Below are 22104 nucleotides of genomic sequence, written 5' to 3' on the forward strand. Positions count from 1 at the left end.
GCCCGGCCGATCGGCCATGGCGGCATCCGCGCCGCCCCTTCAAGGGACGGCGGCGGACGTCGTCATTCCGCCTTCAGCAGCTTGCCCAGGATGGCGATGCCGGTGCGGATCTTGTCTTCCGGCACGGTGGCGAAACTGAGGCGCAGCGTGTTGCGCTTGCCTTCGCCGCTGTAGAACGGCGCGCCGGGCACGAAGGCTACGTTCTGCGCGATGGCTTTTTCGAGCAGCTTGGTGCTGTCGATGTGCTCGGGCAGCGTCAGCCAGATGAACATGCCGCCTTCCGGCTTGGTCCAGGTGACGGTGGCCGGGAATTCCTTCTGGATGGCGTCCAGCATGCAGCTGCCCTGGGCGCGGTAGATCTCGCGCACGTTCGGCAGGTGCTCGGCCAGGAAGCCGTCCTTGACGATCTCGTACACGGCCATCTGGGTCAGCGTGGGCGTGTGCAGGTCCGTGGCCTGCTTGGCCTGCACCAGCTTGTTGATGAGCGCGCGGCCGCCGGCGATGTAGCCCAGGCGCAGGCCCGGGGCCAGCACCTTCGAGAACGTGCCGAGGCGCACGACGTTCGCGCCGTATTCCTTGGCCAGCGCGATGAGGCCGGGCTGCGGCTCGCCGGCATAGCGCAGTTCGCCGTAGGGATCGTCCTCGACGATGGTCAGGCCCAGTTCGGCGGCGCGCTTGACCAGCGCGATGCGGCGCTCCAGGTTGAGCGTGCGGCCGGTCGGGTTCTGGAAGTTGGGCAGGGCGTACAGGAAGCGGGCGCCATCAGCCAGTTCGGGCGTGATGGCTTCGGGGATCAGGCCGCCTTCGTCGGTGGGCACGGGCACGAAGTTCGGCTGGTACAGGCTGAACGATTGCAGCGCGCCCAGGTAGCTGGGGTCTTCGACCAGCACCTTGCTGTCCTTGTCGATCAGCACCTTGCCCAGCAGATCCAGCGCCTGCTGCGAGCCGGACACGATCAGGACTTGGTCGGGGGCGATGTCGGCGCCGGACGCGGTCAGGTCATCGGCGACCCATTTGCGCAGGGGCGCGTAGCCTTCGGTGGGGCCGTATTGCAGGGCCGCGCGGCCGTTGGTGGACAGGACCTTGTCGAATGCCGCACGCACCACTTCTACCGGGAAGCCGCCGGGCGCGGGCAGGCCGCCTGCGAACGAAATGACTTCGGGGCGCTCGGTTACCTTGAGAATCTCGCGGATGGCGGAGCTGGTGAGTTGCAGGGCGCGTTCCGAAAAGGAAAACGCAGGTTCGAGGGGCTTGTCCATGGAGTGCTTCTTGATCAAGAAGGGTGGGTCGGTAGATGCGTTTGACAACAAAGTATTGTCCCACACGGTAACAGCCCGGCCCTTTTATCGGGTGGAACCCCTAAAATCACCTGCATTGATAACCGCCAGTACAGTTACATTTTCATGTTCGAAGCCGCTCCTATCGTCGCCGATTCCAAGGCCGCCCTGTATGCCGAACTGACCGTGCAGGCGCGCGCTCTGCTGGAAGGCGAACCCGACCGCATCGCCAACGCCGCCAACCTGAGCGCGCTGGCGTTTCAGGCACTGCCCGACCTGAACTGGGTGGGCTTTTATTTCTTCGACGGCACGGAACTGGTCCTGGGCCCGTTCCAGGGCAAGCCCGCGTGCGTGCGCATTCCGCTCAATCGCGGCGTGTGCGGCGCGGCCGCCAGCCAGCGTCAGACGCAGCTCGTGCCGGACGTGCATGCCTTTCCCGGCCACATCGCCTGCGACGCGGCCTCCCGATCCGAAGTCGTGGTGCCGCTGGTGCACAAGGGGGAACTGATCGGCGTGTGGGACGTGGACAGCCCCGTGCCCGACCGGTTCGACGAAGACGACCGCAAGGGCATGGAAGCGCTGTGCGCGGTGTTCCTGGCGACGCTCAGCTGAACGCCTGCCTGTGGCGCGGCAACGGTATGGCGCGCCGCCGCGTTGACACCGCCGCGCCTGCCCGGTAGATTTCTGCATCCGCCGCATATCGCGTCCCGCTCATCCATGATTCATCAGGCCCACCAGACTGCTAGCCGACTCCGCGCCCTTGACGTGGTGCTGGCTGCCGCCGGCCTGAAATCCAAAAAACAGCCGCTCATCTGACCGGAGCATGCTGTTCCGTCAGATGGGCGACGGAACAGCGGCCTCCTGGCGGCGCTTTGGCGTCTCCGCGCGCACCCCCTGACCTCCCGAGCACTTCTGTACGGTCCCCCAACGGTCCATACGAAGGAGTGTTCTCATGCAATCTCAACAATCTCTGTTCCAGGGCGTCTGGGTGCCGCTCGTCACGCCGTTTTCCGGCGCCCATGTCGACGGCGGGGCGCTGCGCCGCCTGGTGCGCCACTACGTGGCCGCGGGGGTAGACGGGCTGGTCGTGTGCGGCAGCACGGGCGAGGCCGCGGCGCTGGACGATGCCGAACAGCTTGCCGTGCTCGATACGGTGCTGACCGAGGCGGGCGACCTGCCCATCGTGATGGGGCTGGCGGGCAATCATCAGGGGCACGTGATGCACCGGCTGACGGCGTTTGGCACGCGTCCCCTGGCCGGCATCCTGGCGCCCGCGCCGTACTACGTGCGGGCGGGCCAGGAAGGGGCCGCGGCCTACTTCCGCTGCCTGGCCGATGCCTCGCGCTTTCCGCTGGTGCTCTACGACATTCCGTACCGGACCGGCACCACGCTGGAGACGCCCACGCTGCTGGCGCTGGCGGCGCATCCCAATATCGCCGCCATCAAGGACTGCGGCGGTTCGCTGGACAAGACGGTGGCGCTGATCAGCGATGGGCAGATGAATGTCCTGGCTGGCGAAGATCTGCAATCGCTGTCCGCGATGTGCCTGGGCGCCACCGGCATGTTCGCCGCCGCCGCGCACCTGCGCCCCGATCTGTTCGTGGCGATGCACCGCGCGGTGCGGGCGCAGCGGCTGGACGAAGCCCGATCGCTGTTCCATGCGCTGGCGCCGGTGATCCAGCTCGTGTTCGGCGAGCCCAATCCCGGTCCGCTGAAGGCGGAGCTTGCGCGGCAGGGGCTGCTGTCGAACGAACTGCGCCTGCCCATGCTGCCGGCCAGTGGGGCCCTCGCGGCGCGATTGGGCGCCGCCGTGGACGCGCTGGACCGCCAGTTTCCGGCGCAAGGCGTCACCCTGCGCGCGGCATGAGCGCTTTGTGGCGTCCGGATTCAATTGGTAATAAATCGCCTACCGGGAAGCTGATGGATTGCTTATGATGCGGCCATTCTTCGGGGTGACATAAAACCTTCATGGGCCAAGCTTTTGAAGCCTTGTCCGCCTGGCAGGTCATGCTGGCGGGGCTGCTCTTCTTCGGCGGCATCTACCTGGTCTTTGGCGCGGCCACCTGGTTGCTGACCCGGCACATCCTGCCGGCCCTAGGGCTGGGCCGGCCGCTCGATCCGCGGCCGCTTGCGCCGGGCCAGTTGCGCCGCGAGCTGGCGCAGTCGGGGCTGTCGATCCTGTTGTTCGGCACCGGCATGATCTTTCCGTGGGGCCTTCTGCAATTAGGATGGGCGCGTCTGGACCCAGATGCGAGCTGGCAGAAGATCGTGCTGGAGATTTTGGCGCTGGTGGCCTGGAACGACGTGCATTTCTGGATCAACCACCGGCTGCTGCACACGCGGCTTTTGCGCCGCTTTCACCTGCCGCATCACCGCTCGGTCGTGACGACGCCGTTTTCGACGTACAGCTTTCATCCCATCGAGGCGCTGATGCTGGGCAACGTGATCCTGTTGCCGATGGTGGTGCACGATTTCAGCTTCTGGTCGCTGTCGTCGGTGCCGCTCTTCAGCCTGTTCTTCAATTGCATCGGTCACGCCAACTACGATTTCTTTCCCAAGGTCTCGTACGCGCACTGGTTCGCCGCCAGCCGCCGGCACCATCTGCACCACGCCTGCTACAACGGCAACTACGGCTTCCAGTTCACCTTTATGGATCGCCTGTTCCGCACGCGTCTGGGGGCGGAAGCCGCCGAGCGCCAGCTGCAAGCCTACCGGCAGCGCGAGTCCGGCGCCGGCCTGCGAGGCTCTGCATAGTGGCGGCAAGGATCGGCCGGAATGGCCAGAGCGGCCCGCGGCGTGCGCTGCCCACGCTGCGCAACCGGCGGGATTGGCAGAGCCTCGCCTATCTGGCCGCGCTGCCGCTGCTGGCGGCCTGGCAGTGGTTCAACGGGTTCTGGTGGCCGGCCTATGCGCTGATGCTGTTTCTGACCCTGGGCATCGGCGTCATCCATCACAACCACACGCACATCCGGATGTGGCGCGGCCGCTGGGCCAACCGCATCACCGACTTCTGGATCACGCTGCTGCAGGGCCATCCGACGTTCGTGTTCTATCCGGCCCATGTGGCCAATCATCACCGCTACAAGCATGGCGAGCGTGACGTGGCGCGCACGTACCGGTTTGGCGGCGACACCAATCATTTGTGGGGCTACGTCATCCATCCCGTGCAAGCGGCCTGGGTGCTGTATCCGCTGTTTTTCGCATGGCTGGGCCGGCTGCGCAGGCACTGGCCGGGCGCCTTTCGCTATTGCATGGCGCAGTACGGCGCCTGGCTGGGCCTGTGGGCCGGGCTGATCGCGGTGAACCCGGTCAAGGCGCTGGTGTTCGTGATCGTGCCGCAGCTGCACGGCCTGCATTGGCTGCTCGCCACCAATTACCTGCAGCACGCGCATGCGGACGGCGGACCGCGGCACGTCGCGGGCCTGAACTACGCGCGCAATTTCGAGGGGCTGGTCAATCCGCTGCTCTTCAACATCGGCCTGCACACCGCGCATCACGAGCATCCGCGCGCGCACTGGTCCGAACTGACCGGCCTGCATCGTGATCACTATCGCAGCCGTGTGCGCGCCGAATTGAACGAGCGCGGCCTTGTGCCCTATATGTTCCGCACCTTCGTGCTGGGCGCTTTCGTGCCGCGGTTCCGCAGCCGTTCCTGCATGGCGCCCGAGCACGTCCGCTAGCGCCGCGCACCCCACTTCCCAACCAGAGATCCGTCATGCCCATTGCGTTTCATCGTGTCTACCTGGAGAGCGCCGGCTATTTCATGCCGGGCGAGCCCGTGTCCAACGAAGCCATGGACGACTACATCGCGCCGCTGAACCGCATGTCCAGCCGGATCAAGAGCCGCATCCTGGCCGAGAACGGCATCAAGCAACGCTACTACGCGATCGATCGGGACGGCGCGACCGTGTTCTCGAATGCGCAGCTTGCAGCCAACGCGATTCGCGATTGCCTGCGGCGCCATGACACCGACCTGTCGGCCGTATCGATGCTGGCCAGCGGCTCGTCAGGCGGCGATGCGCTGATGCCGGGCTTTTCCAACATGATCCAGGGCGAGCTGGCCGCGCCGCCGATGGAGACGCTGTCGGTGCATGGCATCTGCGCCGCGGGCGTGTCGGCGATCCAGGCGGCTGCGCAAGGCGTGGAGTTGGGCGCGCATGCCAGCGCGCTGGCCGTGGCCAGCGAACTGCCGTCTCGCCTGTTCAAACGCTCGCGCTTTGCCGCGCGCGGTTACGACGCCGACTTCGACGCGCACTTCCTGCGCTGGATGCTGTCGGACGGCGCTGGTGCGGTGCTGCTGGGCAACGGCGAGCGGCCGCTGCCCGGCGCCTCGCAGGGCGTGCGCTTGCGCTTGAAGTGGGTGCATCAGCGCTCCTTCTCAGGCGACTATCCGGTGTGCATGCAGCTGGGGCTGTCGGCCGACCGGAGCAAGGGGCATCTGGACTACCCGTCCTGGAACGAGGCCGAGGCCGATGGCGCGCTATCGCTGCGCCAGGACATCCGCCTGTTGCCGCATCTGTTCGACATTGGCATCCACGAGTACGCGAAGCTGGTGCGCGACGGCTGGGTGGATCCGGACCAGGTCGATCACTTCCTGTGCCATTACTCCTCGGAAAAATTCATCCCGGTCGTGGAAGACCTGATGGAAAAGGCCGGCCTGGTGATCCCGCGCGAGCGCTGGTTCAGCAACCTGGCATGGCGCGGCAACACGGGCGCGGCCTCCATCATGATCATGCTGGCCGAGTTCCTGGAAACGCGCGAGGTCAAGCCGGGCGAGCAGATCTTCTGCTACATCCCCGAGTCCGGGCGCTTCATGGCGGCCTACATGCTGCTGGAAGCCGAAGCGGTGCACGCCAAGTCGGCGGTTGCCGCAAGCGCATCGGGAGTATCGACGTCGGGTGCCGCTGCGTCGGGCGCCGTTGCGCGCGAGGATGCGGCGTCCGCCGACGCCGAAGCCATAGCGCCGCCGCATGATCCCGACATGGCGCCGCAAGGCCTGGGCCAACTGCTGACCGAGCTGGCGGCGATCTGGCACGACTACCGCTCGCGCGTGTGGCGCACGCCGGTGGTCCGCCGCCTGCGCAACCGCCAGTTCCAGACCGCGGATTACCTGACGTGGATGGAGAACTGGATTCCGCAGGTGCGCGAAGGCAGCAAGTGGATGCGCGAAGGCGCTGCGTCGCTGACCGAGCAGTACGCGCCGCTGGCCGCGCTGATCGACATGCACGCGGGCGAGGAGCAGAACGACTTCCAGATCCTGTTCCAGGATTACCGCACTGCGGGCGGCACGGTGGACAGCATCGACGCCCTGCGCCGCAATCCCGGCGGCGAGGCGCTCAATGCCTACCTGCACAGCCTGGCCGCCACGCGCGATCCGATCGGCCTTTTGGGCGCCATCTACATCATCGAAGGCACGGGGCAGCGCATCGTGCCGGCGCTGCTGCCGCTGCTCAAGGCCAGCCTGAAGCTGCCGCCCGACGCCTTCCGCTTCCTGGAATACCACGGCCACAACGATGAACACCATCTGGCGCGCTGGCTGTCGGCCGTGGAATTGGCGCTCGATTGCGACGAGGACGGCCGCGCCGAGCAGCGCATCGTCGACACCGCGCGCCGCACGGCGGCGCTTTACCTGATGCAGTTTCATCACGTGATGGAGGCGGACGCGGCATGAACAAGGAGCCCGAATTCCTTGCCCGGGAACACGATCCCGCGGACCCGAGCCCCTGGCTGGCGCTGTACCTGGACCGCAGCACGCCGCTGCCGGACAAGGTCAAGAAGGCCTGGCTGACGGATTCCAGCTGCGCGTCGCGCCAGTACCTGCTGCCGTTCCTGCGGCCGCTTGCGCGGGCGTTCATCATCCTGATCCAGATCGTCAAGACGTTCCTGCCGCGCCGCTGGTCGCATTCCCGGGTGCTGCACCGCATCCTGGCGTGGGGGCTGAAGCGTTTCGTGTCGCCCGAGGCCAACTGGCTGATCCTGCGGCACTTCCATCTGGGGGCGCAGGCGCTGGCGTTCATCGCGGCGAACTCGCCCGTGCCGATCACCACGACGCCGCTCGAGCCGATGACGATCGATGACCTGAAGGACGATCTGTTCGTCAAGCACGATCTGAACCTCTTCAACTTCGTCATCCGGCTGAACCAGGCGCTGCGCGATGCGGGCGTGGAAATGCACGCGCCGCAGACCGTGGACTTTTCCATGCTGCGTGACCCGCCGATCCGGCTGGAGGACATGCCGCAGGGCAAGCTGAACTTCCTGGACCTGCAAAGCGCCATCGAGCTGTTCACGCCGCTGTATCAACTGCTGCTGACCGACAACGACTTCTGGCGCGCAGCCAATTCGCTGCAGCTCGATGAGACCGTCGGCATCTATGCGGCCAAGCTGCTGGGCGCGCCGCAGCACCTGATCCTGGTCAACAACAGCCATCCGCTGGTGCCCATGTCCACGCTGCGCGCGGGTTACCGGCTGGTGCTGCATGGCTTGTCCACCGAGATGCTGCACAGCCTGCTGATGGAGATGAAGGCGGCCCAGGCGGGCGCCGAACCGCCGGCCCCGATCGCGTAGAAAAGGCGGCAGGGATCAGTGTTGACCCTGCGTTACACCGGCCGGCCGCTGGGCTATATTGCGACGCTTGTCCGACAAGCCTGCCGGAGCGCGTATCCGCGGGCGTCATAGGAATTGCTGCATATGCCCCAGACGCTGGAAGTCATCGCCACCATCCTCTTTGCCGTGGCGGTCCTTCATACCTTTTCGGTTCCCTTCTTTGCGCGCTTGGCGCATCGTGGCGGGCCGCACGCGGGTTTCTGGCATCTGTTTTCCGAGGTCGAGGCCGTCTTCGGCGTCTGGGCCTTCGCCCTGATCGTGACCATGGCCGCGCTGGCCGGGCCGTCGGCCGCCATCGACTACATGGACACGCGCAACTTCACGGAGCCGCTGTTCGTCTTCGTGATCATGGTGGTGGCAGCCAGCCGACCGATTCTTGAGCTGGTGGGGCTGCTGGTCCGTATCGTGGCGCGGGCGCTGCCCATGCCGCGCGAGCTCTCGACCTTTTTCGTGGTGATGGCCCTGGTGCCGCTGGGCGGCTCGTTCATCACCGAACCCGCCGCGATGACGCTGGCCGCCATCCTGCTGCGCGACGCGTACTTTCGCAGCAGCGGCCGGGCCGGGTTCAAGTATCTGACGCTGGGCGTGCTGTTCGTGAACGTGTCCATCGGCGGCGTGCTCACATCCTACGCCGCGCCGCCCGTCCTGATGGTGGCGGGCACGTTCGGCTGGGATTCGGCCTTCATGCTGCAGCACTTCGGCTGGCGCGCGGCGGTGGCGGTCATCCTGAATGCGGGCCTGCTGACGTTCGTCTGCCGCAAGGCGCTGCTTGAAGGCGCGGTGGGCACGCGCGGCGGCGTCGATGCGCCGGACGGCGCGGGCAAGCGCCCGCCGGTGCCCGCCATCGTGATCCTGGTGCATCTGGTGTTCCTGGTCGCCATCGTGCTGACCGCGCATCATCCGGCCATCTTCCTGGGCCTCTTGATGATGTTCATCGGGTTCTCCGAGGCCTACAAGCGGCACCAGGACCGCCTGATGATCAAGGAGGGCCTGATGGTGGGCTTCTTCCTGGCAGGGCTCGTGGTGCTGGGCGGATTGCAGAAGTGGTGGCTGCAGGGATTGCTTGGCGGGCTGGAGCCCTTTGTCCTGTTCTGGGGGGCGACGGCGCTGACGGCCATCACCGACAACGCGGCGCTCACCTATCTGGGGTCGCTCGTGGAAGGCACCAGCGAGGCCTGGCGCTACATGCTGGTGGCCGGCGCCGTCACGGGTGGCGGGTTGACGGTGATCGCCAACGCGCCCAATCCGGCCGGTTTCGCGATCCTGAAGAACCATTTCCCGGATGGCAGCATTTCGTCCGGGCGCCTGTTCCTGTGCGCCTTGGGACCGACCCTGGTGGCCGCCGTGATGTTCCTGCTGCCCGTGTAGGGAAAGGCCGCCCGCACCGGGGAGGCCGTGCCCCGGGCGCCGGCTGGCGGCCGGCAGGGCGGGGCGGACACCGACGCTTTATGAAAAACCGCTAAAATTCAAGACTTTCCCGTATTTTTCCGGCCTTGCCCAGCCGCCGAGCCTTGCGCCCGCGCGCGGCAGCAGGCGGAATTTGATATGCCGGGCTTGCGCCTGGGAGCCCTCGATGCCCATCTACGCCTATAAGTGCAGCGCCTGCGGCCATGCCAAAGACGTCTTGCAGAAGATTTCCGACGCGCCGCTTTCGGTTTGCCCCGAATGCGGCCAAAGCACGTTTTCCAAGCAGGTGACCGCGGCTGGATTCCAGCTCAAGGGCTCCGGCTGGTATGTCACGGACTTCCGTAACAACGGCAGCGCCAACAGCAGCAGCGGCAACAGCAGCAGCCCGGGCGCCGCCCCGGCCTCCGCTGAAAGCGCCACGCCCGCCGCGGCGCCGGCTGCAGCGCCTGCCGCACCCCCCGCCCCGGCAACGCCTGCTGCCGGCAGCGCCGCTTCCTAGAGCGCATCGCGATGCGGATGCGCGTCATCAAGAAGTACTTCATCACCGGGCTGCTGATCTGGGTTCCCCTGGTCATCACGGTGTGGGTACTGGGACTGCTGGTCGCCACCCTGGAAGGGTTCGTGCCCGGTTTTTTGTCGTCCGAATCGCTGTTCGGACTGGACATTCCCGGTTTCCGCTTCGCCCTCGTGATCGTGGTGGTGCTTCTGACGGGCGTCTTCGCCGCCAACCTGATCGGCCGCACCATGGTCGACCAGTGGGAAAGCCTGCTGGGCCGCATCCCGCTCGTGCGTTCCATCTACAACTCGGTCAAGCAGGTCAGCGATACCGTGCTTGCCCCCAACGGCCAGGCGTTTCGCCGTGCGGTGCTGGTGCAGTATCCGCGGGCAGGCGCCTGGACCATCGCTTTCGTCACCGGCACGCCCAGCGGTGAAGTGGCCGCCAGCCTGCCCGGCGACCACATCAGCCTGTACGTGCCGACGACCCCCAACCCCACATCCGGCTTTTTCCTGATGGTGCCTCGCGCCGAGGTCATCGACCTTCAGATGAGCGTGGACGCGGCCTTGAAGTACATCGTTTCCATGGGCGTGGTCGCCCCGGTCCCGGGGGCAACGCCCGTGGTCCGGCCGGCTGCGCTCTCTCCGGCGCCGGGCGTGCAGGACGCACCCCGCGCCGATTCGTAACCCTTACACACCAAGCACAAAACGGAGTCATCCCGCATGCGTACCTGCTACACCGGCCAGGTTTGCCGTGACCATCTCGGCCAGACCGTCACCCTGTACGGCTGGGTGAACCGCCGCCGCGACCACGGCGGGGTCATCTTCATCGACCTGCGCGACCGCGCGGGCCTGGCGCAGATCGTGTTCGATCCGGACAACGCCGCCTTCGCCACCGCCGAGCGCCTGCGCAATGAATTCTGCGTCCGCGTCACCGGCCTGGTGCGCGAGCGTCCGGCCGGCACGGCCAACGCTGAACTGGCCTCCGGCGAAATCGAAGTGCTCTGCAAGGAAGTCGAGATCCTGAACGCGTCGGTCACGCCGCCGTTCCAGCTGGATGACGACAACCTGTCGGAAACCACCCGCCTGACGCACCGCGTGCTGGACCTGCGCCGCCCGCAGATGCAGCGCAACCTGATGCTGCGCTACCGCGTGTCCATCGAAACCCGCAAGTTCCTGGACGAACTGGGCTTCATCGACATCGAAACGCCCATGCTGGCCAAGAGCACGCCGGAAGGCGCGCGCGACTACCTGGTGCCCTCGCGTGTCAACGCCGGCCACTTCTTCGCGCTGCCGCAATCGCCGCAGCTCTTCAAGCAGATGCTGATGGTCTCGGGCTTTGACCGCTACTACCAGATCACCAAGTGCTTCCGCGACGAAGACCTGCGCGCCGACCGTCAGCCGGAATTCACCCAGATCGATTGCGAAACCTCGTTCCTGAACGAATTCGAAATCCGTGAAATCTTCGAAAACCTGATCCGCCACGTGTTCAAGGTGGTGCAGGGCGTCGACCTGCCGTCGCCGTTCCCGATCATGCCGTGGACCGAAGCGATGCGCCGCTACGGCTCGGACAAGCCCGATCTGCGTGTGCAGCTCGAGTTCACCGATATCACCGACGTCATGCGCGACGTGGACTTCAAGGTGTTTGCCGCCGCCGCCACGGCGCCCGGCAGCCGCGTGGTCGCCCTGCGCGTGCCCGGTGGCGCCGAAATGTCGCGCAGCGAGATCGACGCCTACACCCAGTTCGTCGGCATCTACGGCGCCAAGGGCCTGGCCTACATCAAGGTCAACGAAGTGGCCAAGGGCCGCGACGGCCTGCAATCGCCCATCGTCAAGAACCTGCACGACGCTGCCCTGGCCGAACTGGTCAAGCGCACCGGCGCCCAGGACGGCGACATCATCTTCTTTGGCGCGGACCGCGAGAAGGTCGTCAACGACGCCATCGGCGCGCTGCGCGTGAAGATCGGCCACAGCGAGTTCGGCAAGAAGACGGGCCTGTTCACGGCCGGCTGGAAGCCGCTGTGGGTGGTCGACTTCCCGATGTTCGAATACGACGAGGAAGACGGCCGCTACACCGCTGCCCACCACCCGTTCACCAGCCCCAAGGACGGCCACGAAGACTTCCTGGAATCCGATCCCAGCAAGGCGTTCGCGAAGGCCTACGACATGGTGCTGAACGGTTGGGAAATCGGCGGCGGCTCGGTCCGTATCCACCGCGAGGAAGTGCAGAGCAAGGTGTTCCGCGCGCTCAAGATCGGCGCCGAGGAAGCCCGCGAGAAGTTCGGCTACCTGCTGGACGCGCTGCAATACGGCGCGCCTCCGCACGGCGGCATCGCCTTCGGCCTGGACCGCATCGTCACGATGATGACCGGCGCTGAATCGATTCGCGACGTGATCGCCTTCCCGAAGACGCAGCGCGCCCAGGACCTCCTGACGCAAGCGCCGTCGGAAGTCGACGAGAAGCAACTGCGCGAGCTGCACATCCGCCTGCGCAACGTCGAAAAGGCGTAGGAAGGCCCACCCCCGGAGCGCCTTCGGCGCTTCCCCCTCTAAGGGGGCCCGCTGGCGGACCGGCAGAGCCGGATCCGCTGCGGTGCGCTTGAGGTGCGCCCGTAGCGCGCAGTCGCAAAGATGGGAACACCCGGCTGAAATGGAGTAATCTGGCTAACGCCGCCAAACACGGCGGCGGCTGGCCAGAGGACCTACCGGGACCCGGCCGGTGGTTCCCAAGATTTGAAAGGCGCCATTGCTTCCATGTCGCTCATCCGAGTCGTCAGCTACAACATACACAAGGGCCGTTCGGCACTGGGCCGGCGCGACTCCCTGAATGAACTTCGCCTGGGCCTGTATGGCCTGCGCCCCGACCTGGTCTTCCTGCAGGAGGTCCAGGGCCGCAACGAGCAGAAGTCGCTGCTCGACGCTCAGCACGAATCGCTGGCCGCGGCATTGCGGCTGGATGTGGCCTATGGCCGCAACGCCATCCGCCACGCCACCGACCACGGCAATGCGCTGCTGTCGCGTTATCCCATCCTCGACCACGAAAACCTCGACATCTCCGATCATCGCCTCGAGCAACGCGGGCTGCTGCATGCGCGCATCGATGTGGGCGATCGGGCGGTGCATTGCTTCGTGGTGCATCTGGGCCTCTTTGCCGGCAGTCGCAGCCGTCAGATCCTGGCGCTGACCGAACGCATCAAGCGCATGGTGCCCGACGGCGAGCCCATCCTGATCGCCGGCGATTTCAACGACTGGAATGACCGGCTGGCGCCCATGTTCGTGCAGCAGCTTGGGCTGTACGAAGTGTTTTCGCACGCCCCGCGCAGCCATGGCGGCGACCTGCCGCGCCTGCGCGACTCGGTCAAGCGGCTGTCCAACGCCCTGCGCGGTTTGCCCAGCAGCGGCGTCTCGGTCATGGAGCGCAACAACCAGCTCGGCATGGACGGCAGCTCCCGGCTGCTGGCGCCGCCGCCGCGCACGTTTCCCGCCGTGTTCCCGTGGTTCCGCCTGGACCGCATCTACCAGCGGGGCTTTGCCGTGCGCAGCGCCCGGGTGCTGCGCGGCCGCGAGTGGGCCAAGCTGTCCGATCATTCGCCCTTGCTCGCGGAGCTGGAACTCCCGTGAAGGACGAGCAGGACAGGCTGGAGTGGGTGCAGGGCAACGATATCCGTCTGCTCCAGAACGGCGCCGACTTCTTTCCCGCGCTGTGCGCGGCGATCGACTCGGCCACGGTCAGCGTGCACCTGGAAACCTACATCTTCATGCTCGACCGCACCGGCACGAAGGTGCTGGAGTGCCTGTCGGGGGCCGCGCGCCGCGGCGTCAAGGTACGCGTGGTCCTGGATGGCTTCGGCAGCGCGTTGCACGGCGAGCGCGTGCGCGTCGCGCTGACCAATGCGGGCGCGCAGTGCCGCATCTTCCGGCCCGAGCCGCGCTGGTTCGCGCGTTTCGTGCCATCGCGCAGCCGCCTGCGGCGCCTGCATCGCAAGGTCACCATCATCGATGGCCGCATGGCGTTCATCGGCGGCATCAACGTCATCGACGACTACGATGACCTGGATCCCACCGACGGCCTGACCGGTCCGCGTTTCGACTTCGCCGTGCAGGTCGAAGGCCCGCTCGTCACGCAGGCGGCCCATGCGCAGGATCTCTTGTGGGTACGCCTGAACTGGGCGCGCCTGCGGCGCCATCCGCGCGATTGGCATCGCCTGCAGCTGCTCAAGCCGCGCGACGTTCCCGCGCCGCCGGGCGGCATGCTGCGCGCCGCGCTGGTGCTGCGCGACAACCTGCGTTTCCGCAGGACATTCGAGCGCGCCTACCTGTTCGGCATCTCGCGCGCGCGGCGCGACATCCTGATCGCCAATGCCTACTTCTTCCCGGGCGTGCGCTTTCGCCGCGCGCTGGCCAAGGCAGCCGCCCGCGGCGTGCGCGTGCGGCTGCTGCTGCAGGGCAAGGTCGAATACCGGATGCAGTATCACGCCACGCGCTCGCTGTATGACAAGCTGCTGCGCGACGGCATCGAGATCTACGAGTACATGCCGAGCTACCTGCACGCGAAGGTCGCGGTGATCGACAACGTGGCGACGGTGGGGTCATCGAACCTGGACCCCTTCAGCCTGCTGCTGGCGCGCGAGGCCAATGTCGTGGTCGACAGCCAGCCTTTCGCCTGGGACCTGCAGGAGCGCCTGGAAACCGCCATCCGCGAAGGCGGACGCTTTATTCGGCCGCTGGATTACCAGCGCCGGGGTTTCGTGCGGCGGTGGGTCGATGCGGCGTCTTATGCGTTGCTGCGGATTGGCGTGGCGTTCACGGGCACGTCGGACAAGTACTGAACGCGCGCGCTCATGTACGGGGTTTGAGAAGCCCCAGCGCCAGCGCCGTACCCACCAGGATGATGGCCGCGCCAATCGCGATGGACGGCGTCACGGCTTCATCCAGCAGCGTTGCGCCCCAGACCACGCCGAATATCGGCACGAGGAACGTCACGCTCACTGCCGCAGTGGGACCCACATTGGCGATCAGCCGGAAGAAGACGATGTACGCCGCACCGGTGCAGACCACCGCCAGCAGTATGGTGGAGATCCACGCGGACGCCGAGGCAGGCGTTGCCGGCCAAGCCGGAATGGCCAGCGGCAACAGCACGAGCGACGCGGCGATCATGCTGCCCGTGGCGCTTGCCAGCGCGTCCACACCTGTCAGGAAACGCTTGGTCCAGTTGGCCGCGATACCGTAGAAGACCGGCGCCGACACGGCCGCGAGGACGGCCGGGCCTGTGCCGCCAGCCTGGAAATTCAGCTTGTCCCAGACCAGCACGACGATGCCGATCAGGCCGATGAACAGCCCCAGCGATCGCATCCACGGGAGCTTGTCCTTGAGCCACAGCCACCCCACCACGGCGCCCCACACGGGCGTCACCGCGTTGGCCACCGACAGGAAGCCGGCGCCGAGGGACTGTGCGGCATAGGCGTACAGCAGAAAGGGCACGGCGGCATTGAGGGTGCCGACCACCAGCAACGCCTTCCAGTGGCGTCCGATGATGGGCAGCTTGCCGCGCCACATCGCGGCCGGCAGCAAGAACAGGGCAGCAAGTCCGACGCGCAGCTCGATCAGTGCGATGGGTCCGAACTCCTTGACCGCCACGCGCATGAACAGAAAGGAGCCGCCCCAGACGGCGGCCAGCAGCAGCAAATCCATCAGATTGCGTTGACGCATGATTTGTCTCGGGCGTACGCCTTATTTCCGGTTCGTGACCAGATTCTTCATCTTCACCCGGTGCGCCAGCAGCGCGCAGGTCAGGGACAGGACGATACACAGGATCAGCCCGGTCCGCACGCCGGAAAGCACCGTGCTGTGCGAAATCAGAATGCCGACCACGGCAGTGCCCAGCGCGCTGCCGATGGCGCGTGTGGTCTGCACCAGCGCCGACGCCACGCCCACGTCGCGCCGCTCGCTCAGCATCTGCATGAAGAGCGTCAGGTTGGGCAACAGAAAGCCCAGTGCGCAGCCGTTGACGAAAAAGGCGGACAGGATCCACCACGCCGACGTGCCCGGTGAAATCAGCAGCACCATCAGCGATCCCGCGGCCAGCAGGCCGCCGCCGAACACCATCAGCCGCTGTGGTTCGGTCTGCTTGGGAAACATGCGGCCGTTGATGATGCTGCCGACCGAGATCGCGGCCACCAGCGGCGTCAGCAGCAGGCCCGCCTGGCTCGGCGTGTAGCCCAGCACCTGCTGCAACAGCAGCGGACTGTAGAAGATCAGGATGAACATCACTGCGCCCACCATCATCGCTGCCACGTTCAGGAGGCGCGGGTCGCGGCCGGACAGCACGCGCAGCGGAAAGATCGGCGACTTCACGCGGCGTTCGGTCGGAATCAGGATGGCAATGGCGGCAGCGCCGACCAGCGCCAGGGTCAGGCCGAGCATGGGGTGCGCGTGTTCGCCGCTGGCGAAAGCAAGCTCCAGCGCGGCCAGCGGCGCGCCCACGGCCAGCACGAGCAGGATGGCGCCCACCCAGTCGATCTTGCGGCTGCCGTCGTGAATGGGCCGGATGCGCGGGAAATAACGGGCCAAGAGGAAGAAGGCGGCCGCCGCCGCGATCGGCGTGATGAAGAACGCCGCGCGCCACCCCAACGCCTGCGTGGCCGCGCCGCCGAGCACCGGGCCGATGCCGCTGGCCATAGCAAAGGCCGCGGACACCAGCGCCATCCATCTGACCCGCTGCTTGGCGTCGGGAAACAGATCCGCCGGCGCGGCGAACGCCGTGGCGATCATCATGCCGCCGCCCACGCCCTGCAGGGTGCGGAACACGATGAGTTGGGTCATGGACTGCGCCAGGCCACAGGCGATGGAGCCCAGCGCGATGATCAGCACCGATACCAGCATCAAGGGCTTGCGGCCGAACATGTCGCCCAGGCGGCCGAAGATCAGGATGGAAGCCGCAGTGGCCAGTAGATAGCCCGTGCCGACCCAGGCGTAGAGCGCCATGCCATTCAACGCCTCGGCCACGCGCGGCAGGGTGGTGCTGATGATGGTGGAATCCAGGGCAGCAAGCACCACGGTGGCCGACACGCCTGCCATCGCCATCAGCAGGTCCCGTCGAGAGCGTGTGGGATCAGTGGCTGGCTGCGGGGGCGTCGGCGGCGGATTCATGCCGTCAAGGATATCACCGGCACCCTAGGGTTATCACTTGTAAAACGTGTGATATCCCCAGAAAACCGCGATGACCAGCACGACCAGCATCCAGGACCAGCGTGAATTCGAAAGGCCTCGCGCTTCTGGTTCGGGAGGCGGGGGAGGGGGCGCGATCCGCGGCTGTGCCGCCATGTGGTCGATGAAGGACGCGAAGAACTTCTCGATGATCTTCTCGCCGGCCTTCAAGAGAACGCCTTCTCCGCATTCGCCCAGCTTGCCGCCCGCCATGCCAGCCACCGTGTAGGCCACGCGGGTGCCCTGGTCCTTGGTGGTCAGGTTGACCTGCGCCGTGCCGATCGCCAGGCAGGCGGCGCGCCCCTTGCCTTCGAACACCAGCGTGCAGCTGTCGGGGGCGTTCATGTCGGAGAGCAGGATCTCGCCTTCGTAGTCGGTGTCGATACCGGCGATCTTGGCGCGCAGCGTGACCGCATATTCGGTCGGGCTGCGCATGGCGACTTCGACACACCCGGGAATGCATTTCTGTAACACTCGCGGGTCGGTCAACGCATCCCATGTCTGGTGCTGCGTCGAAGGAATCCATTGGGCATCGGCAATGCGCATGGCTGTCTCCTTGTAGAAACGCTTTATGTGCATTCTGTGCCCAAAAGGCGGGTTTGGCTATCTCGGGGACAAAACCCTGCCGGGCCAAGCGGTCAGTCGTGGTTGTCGCGATCCTGCCGGTCACCCGCCAGCAGCGAGATCCAGTGCCGTGTGGACTGGTCGTGCGACGGCGCCTGCGGTTCGCCATGGAGTTCGCGCAGGATGCCGCTGGCCATCTTCTTGCCGGCTTCGACACCCCATTGGTCGAAGGGGTTGATGCCCCAGACCAGCGCTTGCACGAAGACCTTATGCTCGTAAAGCGCGAGCAAGGCGCCGAGCGCCTCGGGCGTCAGGCGCGGAAGCACGATCAACGTCGAGGGCCGGCCGCCCTGATGGTGGCGGTGGCGGGCAAGCCATTGCGCATCGGCTTCCGGCATGCCTTGCGCCTTCAGCGCCGCCTCATCCGCGTCGATCGATGTGCCCCGCAGCAACGTCTGGCGCTGCGCAAGGCAATTGGCCAGCAGCATGGCGTGCTCCTCGACCCATTGATGGTCGGCTTCGCGGCACATGATGAAATCGACCGCCGCGCCGTCCGTGCCTTGGTGCAGCCATTGGAAGAACGTATGCTGCCCGTCCGTGCCCGGCATGCCCCACACCGATGGACCCGTGGGCACGCCCACGGGCCGGCCGGCAATATCCACGGACTTGCCGAGCGACTCCATGTCGAGCTGCTGCAGATAGGGAGCCAGGTATTGCAGGCGGGCGTCGTAGGCGGCAATGCTGAGTGAGCCGTAGCCGAGCACGCTGCGGTTGGCGATGCCGGCCAGCGCGAGCTGCACCGGGGCGTTGTCGGCAATGTCAGCCTGGGCGAAGTGGTCGTCCATCGCGGCAGCGCCGGCGCGGATGCCCTCGATCACGTCCAGGCCCACGGCCAGCGCAACCGGCAAGCCGACAGCCGACCAAAGCGAGTAGCGGCCGCCCACCCAGTCCCAGAATTGGAAGGTCTGGCTTTCGGGAATGCCGATCTTGGCCGCCGCCGCCGGCTTGGCAGTGATGGCGACCACCTGTTCGTAAGGATTCTCTATTCCCGCATCGGACAGCCACTGCACGGCGCGGCGCAGGTTCGCCAGCGTCTCGGCCGTCGTGAACGACTTGGACGTCACCACCACGAGCGTTTCGCGGGGGTCCATGCCCAGGACTGCGTCCTCGATGGCGTGGCCGTCGATATTGGCGACGAACTTGAGGTCACGGCGGCAGCCGTAGCCACCGCACGCGTCTGTGGCCAGACGCACGCCCCAGTCGCTGCCGCCGATGCCGATATGGATGATGGACTTCCATTTGCCGTGCGCATCGGCGTCCTGCACGAAGTCGCGCACGCGCTGGTGTTCGTGGGCGACTTCCTCGATAGGCTGACGCGCGCGCAGCATCGTGTGCCACGCAGCACGATCCTCGGTCATGTTGACAGGCTCGCCCGCCAGCAAGGCCTTGCGCGCGGTGTCGAAGCCGCGTGCGTGGAGCAGGGCGGCGCCGGCCTGCCGCGCGGCGGGCGAGTCGACATGCGCGCTCAGGTCAACGGTCAGGTCGGCGGCCTGCACGAGGTGCAGCGCATCAGTGCAAAACGCGCCTTCGAGGACGGCTTCGGAAAATGCCTTCCATTCGGGCAGTTGCAGCAGGCTTGCGTGTTCAGCGGGCTTGAAAGGATGCATATTTTCGGGAATGCGTCGTGGTGCTGGAGTCGAGGCATCGGGTCGCCGGAATCGTCGCCCGAACTTTCTTGCTGTTAGGAAAGGTCGGCAGTTTAGCTGTTTGGCCGGTGTCGATACAGGCACCATTTATTTTCTGAACACCGTATCCGTCCATTTGTAAACCCGCCAGTCTTCCGATCCTTACACAAATGCGTCTGACGCTACAATCCGCCTAACTTTTTAGGCGCCCTTCCATGCTGTACGTCCTCGTAGCGTTCCTGGTTTCGCTCATTTCGACCTTGCTGATCGTTCGCTACCGCGCCTGGCACGATGGACTGACGGCCGATCACGATCTTGAAGGGGTGCAGAAGTACCATGCAGTCCCTGTGCCACGCATCGGCGGCTTGTCCCTGCTTGTTGCTTCCGGCGTGACCTGCGCATTGGTTGCCGTGCGCGAACCCGATGTGCTCCCGAATCTGGTTCTGTTGCTCGCGGCAGGCATGCCCGCTTTTCTGGGCGGATTTGCCGAGGACCTGACGAAAAAGGTGAGAGTGCTTGTCCGGCTGGGGCTTGCGATGCTCTCGGGTGCTGCAGCGTTTTACTTATTGGGCGCTGAAGTGACGCGTGTCGACATTATCGGCGTGGACTGGCTGCTGCAATTCGGGGTGATTTCGCTGGTATTTACTTCCGTCGCCATCGGCGGCGCCGCGAATGCGATAAATATTATCGACGGATATAACGGCTTGGCCGCCGTGGTGTCCGCAATGATATTGGCCGGTTTTGCGTACGTATCGTTTTACCTGGGTGACCGCTTCCTTCTGATTGTTGCCCTGAGCACCTTGGGCGCCGTCATCGGCTTCCTGGTCTGGAATTTTCCGCACGGCCATATTTTCCTTGGTGATGGTGGCGCATATCTCCTCGGATTCATCATCGGTGAACTGTCCGTGCTGATGCTTGCCCGGCATCCCTACGTCTCCGCCTGGTTCCCCCTGCTGTTGTGCATCTATCCGGTGTTTGAGACGCTCTTCTCCATCTACCGCAAGAAATTCCTCCGGGGGCGCTCGCCAGGCGCGCCGGATGGCGTGCACTTGCACATGCTGATCTACAAACGCCTGGTCCGCTGGGCCATCGGTTCGCGTGAAATGCGGCATCAGACGCAACGTAATTCAATGACGTCGCCTTACCTGTGGCTGCTTTCGTCGCTGGCGGTTATCCCCGCGGTGCTTTTTTGGCAGAATCCCTGGCTGCTGATGCTGTTTACGGGCATTTTCTCGACGACGTATGTCGTCTTGTACCGCCGCCTGGTTTTGTTCCGAATGCCAAAGTGGATGATCTTGAAGAAAAAGAAGCGGTCATAATCCCGATTTGGTGTTCTGCCCCAGCTTGCCCGGAACGGCTCGACAAAGGATGCGCTGGCTTGCGCAGCAATTGCCATTGTTGATGTAAAGTTCCGGCTGCGTTGATCGGTGTCTGCTCTCATCGGGTCGAGCGCGGCTCCCTGCACCAATCCTTGTCCATGCCCACACGAATTCTCATCGTTCGCACGTCCTCCCTGGGCGACCTCGTCCACATGCTGCCTGCGATCACGGATATCGCCCGGCACGTGCCGGACGCGCAGATCGACTGGGTCGTCGAGGAAGCCTTCGCCGAGATCCCGTCGTGGCATCCCGCCGTCAACGAAATCATCAAGGTCGCACACCGGCGCTGGCGTAAGTCGTGGTGGTCCGCCCAAGTGCGTGCCGAGCGGCGCGCGCTGCGCGAACGCCTGCGCGCCGTGCGCTACGACGTGGTCCTGGACATGCAGGCCTTGCTGAAATCGGCGTGGCTGGTGCGTCAGACGCAGGGCGTCAAACATGGGCTGGACTGGCGGTCCGCGCGCGAGCCGCTGGCCTCGCTGTTCTATAACGTGCGTCATCGCGTCGAATTCTGGCAGCCCGCGGTGATCCGCCAGCGCAAGCTGGCCGGGCTGACGTTCGGCTATCAGCACGCCGGCTTGCCCGATTTTGGCTTGCAGGCGTTCGCGCGCCAGGCGACCCAGGCGCCCGAGCCGGTCGTCGAAGTCGGCAGCGGCGGTCTGAACGCCGCCGAGCTGCCGCGGCTGCATCATGTGGACACTGACCGCGGCTATGCGGTGATCATGCCGTCGGCCAGCCGTGACGACAAACTGTGGCCCGAGGAAGACTGGCGCGTGGTGTTCCGCCGCCTGCGCGAGGCCGGCTGCACGCTGAAGCTGCTGGCCGGCAACGAACAGGAAGCCGAGCGCGCCCAACTGCTGGTGGCGGGCATGGAGGGGGCCGAGGTCATGCCCCGCATGGATCTGTCCGCCGTGGCCAAGCTGCTGGCCGGCGCCCGCCTGATGGTGGGCCTGGACAGCGGCCTGACGCACCTCTCAGCCGCGCTGGGCCGTCCCACGATCGGCATCTACCGGGCCTCGACGCCCGTGCGCACCCCCCTGGTCGGGTCCAACTACACCGCCAGCCTGGGCGACCGCGGCGCCTCGCCGTCGCGCGAGGCCGTCATGGCCTCGGTCGAGCAGGCGCTCGCCGCGCAGTGACATGAACCGCGGCGTCTACACGCTGGGGCTTCGGGCGCTCGCGCCGCTGATCTGGCTATGGATGGCCCGCCGCGCCAAGCGCGCCGGGGGCCGCTGGGAAATCTTCTCTCCCGAACGCTTTGGACGCCCTGATCCGGCCACCGTGCTGCCGGACAACCCGGTCTGGATGCATGCCGTCAGTCTGGGCGAGACGCGAGCCGCGCTGCCGCTCTTGAACGCACTGCTGGCGCGCGGCCTGCCGGTGTTGCTCACGCACACGACGGCGACCGGCCGCGCGGAGGGCGAGCGCCTGTTCAAGGATGCCATCGCACGGGGGCAACTGCGGCAGGTCTGGCTGCCCTACGATTTTCCG

At 65.9% G+C, this 22104-nt stretch carries 20 protein-coding genes; 15 read left to right on the top strand and 5 right to left on the bottom strand.

Features of this window, described 5'->3' with window-relative positions; all coding sequences use genetic code 11:
- Positions 1 to 62: 62 nt before the first annotated feature.
- Positions 63 to 1259, bottom strand: coding sequence for a PLP-dependent aminotransferase family protein (locus B3446_RS20960; protein ID WP_279971553.1), 1197 nt, complete (start codon positions 1257 to 1259; stop codon positions 63 to 65).
- Positions 1260 to 1403: 144 nt separating this feature from the next.
- On the opposite strand from B3446_RS20960, the gene B3446_RS20965 reads away from it, so the two are divergent.
- From B3446_RS20965 to clsB, 12 genes are all read left to right on the top strand, one after another.
- Positions 1404 to 1889, top strand: a complete 486-nt coding sequence (locus B3446_RS20965) for a GAF domain-containing protein (RefSeq protein ID WP_191577555.1) — start codon at positions 1404 to 1406, stop codon at positions 1887 to 1889.
- A 340-nt stretch (positions 1890 to 2229) separates the two neighbouring features.
- The gene (dapA, locus tag B3446_RS20970; RefSeq protein WP_291384677.1) at positions 2230 to 3144 is read left to right on the top strand and encodes a 4-hydroxy-tetrahydrodipicolinate synthase; all 915 of its coding nucleotides are present in this window, start codon (positions 2230 to 2232) and stop codon (positions 3142 to 3144) included.
- A 101-nt stretch (positions 3145 to 3245) separates the two neighbouring features.
- Positions 3246 to 4031 carry a sterol desaturase family protein gene (locus B3446_RS20975; protein ID WP_291384679.1) on the top strand — a complete coding sequence of 262 codons (786 nt, stop codon included), beginning with the start codon at positions 3246 to 3248 and terminating at the stop codon, positions 4029 to 4031.
- Positions 4031 to 4957: a fatty acid desaturase gene (locus tag B3446_RS20980; protein ID WP_291384681.1), complete on the top strand. Its 927-nt coding sequence runs from the start codon at positions 4031 to 4033 to the stop codon at positions 4955 to 4957. Before B3446_RS20975 ends, B3446_RS20980 begins: the two co-directional genes overlap by 1 nt.
- Positions 4958 to 4992: 35 nt before the next feature.
- Complete coding sequence (locus tag B3446_RS20985; RefSeq protein WP_291384683.1) at positions 4993 to 6948, top strand: iron-containing redox enzyme family protein; 1956 nt, start codon at positions 4993 to 4995, stop codon at positions 6946 to 6948.
- The gene (locus B3446_RS20990; protein WP_175124744.1) at positions 6945 to 7841 is read left to right on the top strand and encodes a DUF6999 family protein; all 897 of its coding nucleotides are present in this window, start codon (positions 6945 to 6947) and stop codon (positions 7839 to 7841) included. Before B3446_RS20985 ends, B3446_RS20990 begins: the two co-directional genes overlap by 4 nt.
- A gap of 123 nt (positions 7842 to 7964) precedes the next feature.
- Positions 7965 to 9248, top strand: coding sequence for a putative Na+/H+ antiporter (locus B3446_RS20995; protein WP_291384685.1), 1284 nt, complete (start codon positions 7965 to 7967; stop codon positions 9246 to 9248).
- A 205-nt stretch (positions 9249 to 9453) separates the two neighbouring features.
- Positions 9454 to 9786, top strand: coding sequence for an FmdB family zinc ribbon protein (locus tag B3446_RS21000; RefSeq protein WP_291384687.1), 333 nt, complete (start codon positions 9454 to 9456; stop codon positions 9784 to 9786).
- Between the two features lie 17 nt (positions 9787 to 9803).
- Positions 9804 to 10469: a DUF502 domain-containing protein gene (locus B3446_RS21005; RefSeq protein ID WP_409515363.1), complete on the top strand. Its 666-nt coding sequence runs from the start codon at positions 9804 to 9806 to the stop codon at positions 10467 to 10469.
- 36 nt (positions 10470 to 10505) lie between these two features.
- Positions 10506 to 12293, top strand: coding sequence for an aspartate--tRNA ligase (aspS, locus tag B3446_RS21010; protein ID WP_175124740.1), 1788 nt, complete (start codon positions 10506 to 10508; stop codon positions 12291 to 12293).
- 243 nt (positions 12294 to 12536) lie between these two features.
- Complete coding sequence (locus B3446_RS21015) at positions 12537 to 13403, top strand: endonuclease/exonuclease/phosphatase family protein (RefSeq protein ID WP_175124739.1); 867 nt, start codon at positions 12537 to 12539, stop codon at positions 13401 to 13403.
- On the top strand, positions 13400 to 14611 hold the full coding sequence (clsB, locus tag B3446_RS21020) for a cardiolipin synthase ClsB (protein WP_291384691.1): 1212 nt from the start codon (positions 13400 to 13402) through the stop codon (positions 14609 to 14611). Before B3446_RS21015 ends, clsB begins: the two co-directional genes overlap by 4 nt.
- Before the next feature lie 10 nt (positions 14612 to 14621).
- On the opposite strand, the gene B3446_RS21025 is transcribed toward clsB, so the two are convergent.
- From B3446_RS21025 to pgi, 4 genes are all read right to left on the bottom strand, one after another.
- The gene (locus B3446_RS21025; protein ID WP_191577563.1) at positions 14622 to 15491 is read right to left on the bottom strand and encodes a DMT family transporter; all 870 of its coding nucleotides are present in this window, start codon (positions 15489 to 15491) and stop codon (positions 14622 to 14624) included.
- Between the two features lie 21 nt (positions 15492 to 15512).
- A complete protein-coding gene (locus B3446_RS21030) occupies positions 15513 to 16865 on the bottom strand; it encodes an MFS transporter (protein WP_191577564.1) in 1353 nt (450 codons plus the stop codon).
- Positions 16866 to 16964: 99 nt separating this feature from the next.
- Complete coding sequence (locus tag B3446_RS21035) at positions 16965 to 17534, bottom strand: SRPBCC family protein (protein WP_175124869.1); 570 nt, start codon at positions 17532 to 17534, stop codon at positions 16965 to 16967.
- A 92-nt stretch (positions 17535 to 17626) separates the two neighbouring features.
- The gene (gene pgi / locus B3446_RS21040; protein WP_291384695.1) at positions 17627 to 19219 is read right to left on the bottom strand and encodes a glucose-6-phosphate isomerase; all 1593 of its coding nucleotides are present in this window, start codon (positions 19217 to 19219) and stop codon (positions 17627 to 17629) included.
- Positions 19220 to 19452: 233 nt separating this feature from the next.
- On the opposite strand from pgi, the gene B3446_RS21045 reads away from it, so the two are divergent.
- The 3 genes from B3446_RS21045 to B3446_RS21055 all read left to right on the top strand — a co-directional run.
- Entirely contained in the window at positions 19453 to 20556 is a 1104-nt protein-coding gene (locus B3446_RS21045) for an MraY family glycosyltransferase (RefSeq protein ID WP_291384697.1), read from the top strand.
- Positions 20557 to 20714: 158 nt separating this feature from the next.
- Entirely contained in the window at positions 20715 to 21752 is a 1038-nt protein-coding gene (gene waaC / locus B3446_RS21050) for a lipopolysaccharide heptosyltransferase I (RefSeq protein ID WP_191577567.1), read from the top strand.
- 1 nt (position 21753) lies between these two features.
- Positions 21754 to 22104 (top strand): glycosyltransferase N-terminal domain-containing protein (locus B3446_RS21055; protein WP_291384699.1); only part of this gene is annotated, 351 nt, incomplete at its 3' end.

This window comes from Achromobacter sp. UBA5777, assembly GCF_002418565.1.
Lineage (GTDB): Bacteria > Pseudomonadota > Gammaproteobacteria > Burkholderiales > Burkholderiaceae_B > Achromobacter > Achromobacter animicus.